This is a genomic window from Moorena bouillonii PNG, assembly GCF_001942495.1.
Taxonomy (GTDB): Bacteria; Cyanobacteriota; Cyanobacteriia; order Cyanobacteriales; family Coleofasciculaceae; genus Moorena; species Moorena bouillonii.
The window spans coordinates 6,843,024-6,850,643 of sequence record NZ_MKZS01000001.1 but is presented as its reverse complement, the minus strand read 5'-3'; the positions used below and the strand labels follow the sequence as shown (position 1 = coordinate 6,850,643).

General features: G+C 40.9%; 7 protein-coding genes. 3 read left to right on the top strand and 4 right to left on the bottom strand.

All coding sequences use genetic code 11. From position 1 onward, the window contains the following. Positions 1 to 69: 69 nt before the first annotated feature. Positions 70 to 1,794, bottom strand: coding sequence for an ABC transporter ATP-binding protein (locus tag BJP37_RS27830; protein ID WP_075903721.1), 1,725 nt, complete (start codon positions 1,792 to 1,794; stop codon positions 70 to 72). A gap of 15 nt (positions 1,795 to 1,809) precedes the next feature. On the opposite strand from BJP37_RS27830, the gene BJP37_RS37615 reads away from it, so the two are divergent. The 3 genes from BJP37_RS37615 (at position 1,810) to BJP37_RS34985 (ending at position 3,087) form a co-directional block, all read left to right on the top strand. Further along, complete coding sequence (locus BJP37_RS37615; RefSeq protein ID WP_143727833.1) at positions 1,810 to 2,010, top strand: hypothetical protein; 201 nt, start codon at positions 1,810 to 1,812, stop codon at positions 2,008 to 2,010. A 392-nt stretch (positions 2,011 to 2,402) separates the two neighbouring features. Then, the gene (locus BJP37_RS34990; protein WP_008189566.1) at positions 2,403 to 2,702 is read left to right on the top strand and encodes a type II toxin-antitoxin system HigB family toxin; all 300 of its coding nucleotides are present in this window, start codon (positions 2,403 to 2,405) and stop codon (positions 2,700 to 2,702) included. Further along, entirely contained in the window at positions 2,686 to 3,087 is a 402-nt protein-coding gene (locus tag BJP37_RS34985; protein WP_081431356.1) for a helix-turn-helix domain-containing protein, read from the top strand. The genes BJP37_RS34990 and BJP37_RS34985 overlap by 17 nt, the downstream gene beginning before the upstream one ends. Before the next feature lie 371 nt (positions 3,088 to 3,458). On the opposite strand, the gene BJP37_RS27820 is transcribed toward BJP37_RS34985, so the two are convergent. The 3 genes from BJP37_RS27820 to BJP37_RS27810 form a co-directional block, all read right to left on the bottom strand. Beyond that, a complete protein-coding gene (locus BJP37_RS27820) occupies positions 3,459 to 4,937 on the bottom strand; it encodes a leucyl aminopeptidase (protein WP_075903719.1) in 1,479 nt (492 codons plus the stop codon). 265 nt (positions 4,938 to 5,202) lie between these two features. Continuing rightward, positions 5,203 to 6,345 carry an IS4 family transposase gene (locus tag BJP37_RS27815; protein ID WP_075899793.1) on the bottom strand — a complete coding sequence of 381 codons (1,143 nt, stop codon included), beginning with the start codon at positions 6,343 to 6,345 and terminating at the stop codon, positions 5,203 to 5,205. A 104-nt stretch (positions 6,346 to 6,449) separates the two neighbouring features. Continuing rightward, positions 6,450 to 7,620, bottom strand: a 1,171-nt coding sequence (locus BJP37_RS27810) for an exonuclease/endonuclease/phosphatase family protein (protein ID WP_198954204.1), incomplete at its 5' end; no start/stop codon positions are given.

Here is a 7,620-nt window from a genome sequence, read left to right as displayed (position 1 = left end):
TCCCGATTCCCGATTCCCGATTCCCGATTCCCGATTCCCGATTCCCGATTCCCGATTATATTTACTAGATCAATTAAATTGCTGAGCATAAAACCGAGCATAACGACCACCTTTTTCTAACAATCCTTCATGGTTACCCGATTCAACAATTCGTCCTTGTTCTACTACCAGAATCCGGTCAGCACGGCGCACTGTTGCTAATCGGTGAGCAATAATAAAAACAGTGCGGTCTTCCATAATCCGTTCTAAGGCTTCTTGTACTAAGGCTTCTGATTCTGAGTCTAAAGCGGAAGTGGCTTCATCGAGAATCAAGATTCTAGGATCGAGCAGTACCGCTCGTGCGATCGCAATCCGTTGTCGTTGCCCTCCCGATAAATTAATTCCCCTCTCCCCTACCCAAGTGTGATATCCTTGGGATAGTTTAATAATGAACTGGTGAGCATTGGCAATCTTAGCCGCTTCCTGAACAGCTTTAAAGTCAGGTTTTAACTGACCAAAGGCAATATTTTGAGCAATAGTACCTGAAAAGAGAGTAGTATCCTGGGGGACAATGCCAATCTGACGCCGTAGACTATTGAGGGTAATATCTTGGATATTGATCCCATCAATCAGGATTTCTCCAGATTGCGGATCATAGAAGCGAGGCAGGAGATTAACCAAAGTAGTTTTACCAGCACCCGAAGCGCCTACTAATGCGATCGCCTCTCCCGCAGCAATTTCTAAATTCAAATTTCTCAGTACAGGCTCACCAGGTTGATAACCAAAGCTGACATTACAGTATTCCACCCTACCCGTTGCTGGGGGTAAAACTATAGCGCTTGGCTTTTCAATTACCGTTGGCTCAAGGGCAAATAGTTCAAAGATGCGGTCTATCGATGCTTCTCCCTGTTTGAACTCATTATAGTTTTGGGTTAAGATGTTGATCGGATCAATCAACATAGCAACACCGATACCGTAACTGACAAACTTGGAAGCGGTGAGGTTACCCTCAGCAATCTGCCATGCTCCCAACAATAATAGTAACAAGAAGCACAAGGCTTCGAGAAAACCAACTATTGGAAACTGAATTGCTCTGAGGCGTTCAGCAGCATACTTGGCTTTGCGGTTGTTTTCTGCTTCTTGACTAAATTTTTCCAGGGTATAGTCTTCTGCGGCAAAAGCTTGGATTAAGCGAATCCCGCTAAACACTTCCGTCAGCATTGCGGACAAATCCGATATCCGATTTTGGCTGCGATGGGAGAATTTACGGATCTGTTCCCCAAACCAACCAATCAACAAGCCCATCAATGGTGCAATAATTACTATGGCTAGGGTCAGTTCTGGATTAATATAGATGACAGCAGTTAGTACTACAATCAGTTGCAAGACACAAGGAATAAAATCACGAACAATTTTGTAAATCACCTCCCCAATCCGATCGAGGTCTTCCGTGAGTCGGTAGGTAAGGTCACCAGTTCTAGCAGCTTCAAAGTAACCAATACTGAGGCGCTGCAAATGGTTAAAAACGTTTTGGCGTAAATGGAGGGCAATCTGTAGTGAAGCTTTTGCTGATAGGGTATATAAACAGTACTGCGCTATTTTCTGGGTCAGAAACACAACAGCAGCTAACCCAGCTAGCTGAAGACTCCTGACCAGTTTTCCCTGTCCGACCACATCAAAAAAGGGCTCAGATAGCCAAAGGAGTAGGGGCCAGCAGACAGTGAATACTAATGTACAAACCAATGTCTGAGCAAGAGTTAAGCGTTGGGAACGAAGGTAAGGTCGCAGTTGCCAGTAACTAGAGTGGGGTTTCAAGTGTCAATCGGGAGAATGATGGCTTCTGTTTTAACCTATCACTTACGGTTAGCTGATGGTGACAAGTATCGGATTTGCCCAGGCAATGCCCATCCTACAGACTACAGACTTCCCAAAATGCGATTGACCTACGGTCACGCTACGCGATCGCACTACGTTCTGTGTGACCATGACCATTATTGTGATATCCTGATCATTGGTTGGTATTCAAAGTAAGAACTACTGTGCCCTTAAGAATAATAATTTTATCTGTCTTCGAGCTTCAAGCCCCAAAAAGCATTTCACTCTCAGGTAAATCAGGATGTGATTAAACCACTGCACAACACCATAGAAGCATTTAAGACAAGAGGATATGGATTTCCCAGGTTTAAGAAATTTGGGCGTTATCAATCATTTTTATTCCCCCAGTTCAAGACCAGTCCCATTCAAGGCAATCAGATTAAGCAACCGTTGTAATGGTTAGTGAACATAACTTGGAATAGCTCTATTCCCTTTGGTTTCAAAATAAAGCGATGCAGCGCGGTCTTGGGGGTTTCCCCCACTCGCTATTGCATCAAGACAGGAAATCAGAGTTGTGTCTAGGTTCAGGGCACCAAAGAGGATATCAAATGCATGTGATCAGCTATCGACGTTTGCGGGAATTTAGTGAAAAACACGCTGATTGCCATGATGCTCTCGATAACTGGTATAAGATTGCCAATCAGGCTACTTGGTCTAACTTAGTTGAGGTACAATCAGTTTTTAGAAAAGCTGAAGCAGTAGGAAATTTTACAGTTTTTAATATTAAGGGGAATAAGTACCGCTTAATTGTAAGTATAGATTATGAAAAGCATTTAATTTACATCAAGTATATTCTGAATCACGCAGAATACGACTATAATAACTGGAAGAATGACCCTTACTTTTAATCAAAAGCCATACAAAAAACTGTTAGTAAAATATCAACCTAAAATGATTAAAACAGAAGAAGAGAATGAAAAAGCTTTAGCTTTTGTAGAAGAGTTGATGCACCGACCTAAACGAACACCAGAAGAAGATGAAATTTATGAATTGCTGATTACATTAATTGAAAAATTTGAACAAGACTATTACTCCCCAGGGATTAGATCTGAGCCTCAGTCTATGTTACTTTTTTTGATGGATCAAAAAGACATAAAACCAGCGGATTTAGTCGGAATTATTGGCTCTAAAAAAACCGTTGATGACATCGTTAATGGTAAGCGAGAAATTAGCAAATATCAAGCCAAAACCTTGGGAGTTTTTTTTCAAGTTGATCCCAGTTTGTTTATGTAAAAAAAGCTCAAATCAAAATTTGGGAATACCTCAGTTCGATTTCTAATAGTGTTGTCCATACTTATGAGGTACAAAGAAGTTTTTTACTATTCCCTATTCCCTAAAACTAATAAATTATGTACTTTAGCCAATTGCTTCTTTTGAAAACCCATAGCTAGTAATGCTGGGCGGAATTTAAAATTCAAAATTATGGCAGTCGCTCATGGGGGAAACCCCCAAGACCGCGCTGCATCGCTTTGAAAAGTATCTTTATTTCCGCCGTGCCTTACTATGGGATTGCTAAACTAAGGAATGATCTTAATGATCTTAAGTAATGATCTTAAGTATAGTTGGATCAGTTACCGATTACTCATTACCGATTACCGATTACTCTAAGTCTCACTCAATACCCAATTCACCAAAGTACGAACTGGAAAGCCAGTCGCACCAGAATTATTACAACCATTTTCTTTCTCAGTCCAAACTGTTCCAGCAATATCGATATGTACCCAAGGCGTTTCCTTAACAAATTGCTTCAAGAACAACGCTGCTGTAATCGAACCAGCTGCACGGGGCCCAGTATTTTTGAAATCAGCAATTTGAGACTTTAATCCCTCAAAGTACTTCTCTTCCATAGGCATCTGCCAGAGTTTTTCACCAGCGGCTTCTGCTGCCTCTTTAAACTGTTGCGCTATGGTTTCATCGGTTGTCCATAAACCAGCAATATCATTTCCCAATGCTACAACACAGGCACCAGTCAAGGTCGCTAAATCTGCGATCGCATCCACCTCTAATTTTTCCGCAAACACTAAAGCATCTGCTAGGGTCAGTCTTCCTTCCGCATCCGTATTATTGACTTCAATCGTCTTACCATTAGAAGCAGTAAGAATATCCCCTGGGTGCATAGCATGACCACTAATCATATTCTCCGTGGCCGCACTGATAAAGTGAACTTCGACATCTGGCTTTAACTGGCCAATTGCCTTAGCAGTCCCCAAGGTAGCCGCCGCACCCCCCATATCGATTTTCATAGTCTCGATGCCACTACCAGCACCTTTAAGATTCAAGCCACCGGAGTCAAAGGTTAACCCCTTACCCACAATCGCTAATTTGCGTTTTGGCGTGCCATCAGGTTTGTAGGTAATATGAATAAACTTGGGGGGCAGATCTGAAGCTTTGGCAACCCCTAGGAAAGCACCCATTCCCAGTTCTTCACAGGCTTCCCTGTCCAAGATTTCCAGGGAAAAACCATACTCTGAGGCCAGCTCCTCTGCTGTCTTAGCCAAACTAATTGGTGTCACCTCATTAGCTGGTGCTGCCACCAACTCTCGTGCCAAAATTACACCTTCACAGATTTTCTGAGCCTTATCAATCCCTGCTTCTTGCCCAGCCAATCCCAGTAAATCAATCTGTTCCAGCTTTGCGCCCTTATCCTCGGATTCCGACTTAAAGCGATTGTCTTGGTGTAGTGCCAGGATTATCCCCTCAGTGATCCCTTGGGCCGTTGCTGTGGGGTCATCATTAACCACGGGTAGGCTAATTCCAAGAGTTGTAATCTTTTGCTGTTTCGCAGTCCGGGCAATTGTGGCACTCCCACGGCGCAGTGTATCTAACTTCAGGTCATCTGCTTTACCCAATCCTAACAATATAATTTTACGGATTGGGCTAGCGGATCCCACACGGGTGACAGCAGAACTATTAGCGCTACCCTTAAATTCTGTTTCCTCGATCAATTCTGTGATCGTACCAGCCAGTTTCTGATCCAACTCGGCTAAATCACCAGTCAGCTCTACAGCATCCTCAAATAACCCAATGGCTAGAGCATCACCAGTCCAGTCTAACCGTGGTGTATCGGTTCCTCGAATTTCCATATTTTTCTCTGTCTAGGTAGTTACAATCAATGGTTTTGAGACCAATACCATAACAGATATCGACTGGTGATGGGGTGAGGGCAAAGCCATCTTGTTGGGTAACCGGGGATAGTTTTCAATCAATCCTGGCTTATTGTGCTTGTTGACCATGTAGTTTCTACATATAGTGTTTTTTTTATTTAGGATTGCTATTTATTCCGGATAACACCAGCCGATAGTGGTATTGATTATTAAGCACCTAAACCTGGGGGGGCGACGAAATAAGTTAAAACGCAGACTCTATAAGCGACCTAGCCCTTAGACCTCGTTGATAATACTTTCGTTTATTAGGATTTAGTTTCATTAATTCGGTTGCTAATTCTAGACAAATATCCTTGAAAATTCCCCAATTTTGGCCATATAAACCAATGTAAAAACTGCTATGTCTCCGCTCTATTCGACCAGATTCTTTGACACGACCAACATAGTTTTGTATTCCTTTACGTTTAATTTGCTGACCCTGAATTGTTGCGGAAGTGTAAGCTATCGCTATTAATAAAACTAGAGAAATAAACCGTTCACCATCAACTTTAGTCACCTCTAAATTATAGCCACCTTTTTTAAAATCTCTAAACATCTCCTCTATATTAAATCTTTTTTTATAGGCGGAAATAGCTGACTCGATTCTGTCGAAGTTTGTGAGTATAAACCATCCTTCTTTGGGTTCTATTCCCTTGACTTTACGTTGCCACTTACAAGCAACATTAAAACTTGAAAATCCACGGGTTTTGGTAACTTTAACTCCTTGGATAAATAAAGAAACTCCTGGTACTAAACCTAAATCATTAAGTTGAAGCCAATTATTTTTTTTATATTCAATAAATTCGTTCTTTTTTAAGCGTAAACAAAAATACACGCCCAAGTCCTGTAAGTACTTTCCTAATTTTACAGAGCAAAATTCTCTATCTCCCAACAGGCAGATTTTATAATTTTTAAAAATCGGTATAACCTTTGATAATATCCTTTGTTGTTCTGTTAAATTACTATTACCTAACTTTGGCAACAAAGTAAAATATATTGGAAACCCTCTTTTATCCCAAATTAGGCTAACCATGAATAAATTAATACGACTCCAACTTGTTCTGTCGATTGCTATATAAATTAGTTCTTCCGAGGTAAAGTATGTTTTCAAAACTTCTTCAACTATTGGGAACCAAACTTTTTCAAGGGTTAGATTTGGCAGCGATAAAAATCTTTGTATTCTTTTTCTTTTGCTTTCAAATTTAATAGGTAAAGGAAGAGCATTGGCTAACTTTTCCAAACTAACTTTTTTAATTGACTGTAAGAGATTGACGAAAATTTTTAAGAAAATATATTCGGCTAGAGTAAATTGACTTTTTAGGTGGTTTTGGTATAATGTGGGTAACATTGTCAATAGGTAGGTTTTGTTGCAAATAGAACACCTACCTTTTTTTTACCATAAAATGGTACTACCTTTACATACCAACCATTTCAGCTTGTTTCGTCACCCCTTCAGCGGTTGTACAAGGCATCACTAAACAATTCAACAAAATTAAAGACACCATAATCCGGTCCTCGTGGGTTTTCCCCCATAGAGGAATTTTCCTTATAAGTAGGAAGACGCTGATCCCAATTAAACAAACCAATTTGGTCAAAAGTTTCCGTAAATCTAGCATTGGTGCGCAAGAATTGCTTTGTCTTTGGATGGGGGTCTAAGAACGCAAAATTAACATTTGCTTCCCCTTTTACCTTAGCATTAAACATCTTGATATGCTTTTCAATCCGGTCACGGTCTGTAGTAGGATTATCAAAATCTAAAGTCAGATCTCCTAATAAGATAAAATTGGGATAATACGCTCGATCATGTTCGATAAACCGTCCTAATATCCATGCCATCAGTGCATCAAATTCCTGACGGCGATCTGAGATATAGTTACCAAAATACAGATGAGCATTAACCGCCATAAACTCATAGGGGTTAGTACCAGGATGACCAACAATTCTAAAGCTGACACAGAACGGTTGGCGAGCAAAGGTTAGAAACACTGGCATCTTAACATTCGGCTTCTGAGGGCGTTTTCCTAACTGATTTGAGTTCCACTGATCCAGTTCTTTTAGATAGTCCACATAGGGTAATATAGCCTGATTGATCTGATCATAGTTACGAGCCAAGGTTTCTAACACCTTAGTACGGTCAAAAGAAATATCTGAGACCACTTCACCCCGCTGAACCATCGACCAATTATATATAAATCCCAGTCTTTCCCCTAATCCTGGTTCATTAGGAAACACCCCAGTTCGATCAGACACAATCGTACCAAACTCTGACCCCATCCGCCCCTTCAACTCCTGGAAACCACTCAGGTCATCCATGATTTCTTGGATAGCCAGCAAATCAAAGTGCTTACACACATGAGCCAAAAAATCCCAGGTTTGAGGACTGCGGTTAGTTACCCTCCCCAGTTTTCTGATATTAAATGACCCCAAAACCACCGAGCCATATTCCCGTTTAGGCAATCCATACTTAGTGGGATCGTCAGCCAAAGTTTCTCGGATTTTTACCCATTCTTCTGGAGTAAATTCAGACATAATATTATTTGAAATGTAAACATAGGATTGATAAAAAAAGGGAATCGGGAATCGGGAATCGGGAATCGGGAATCGGGAATCGGGAATCGGGAAT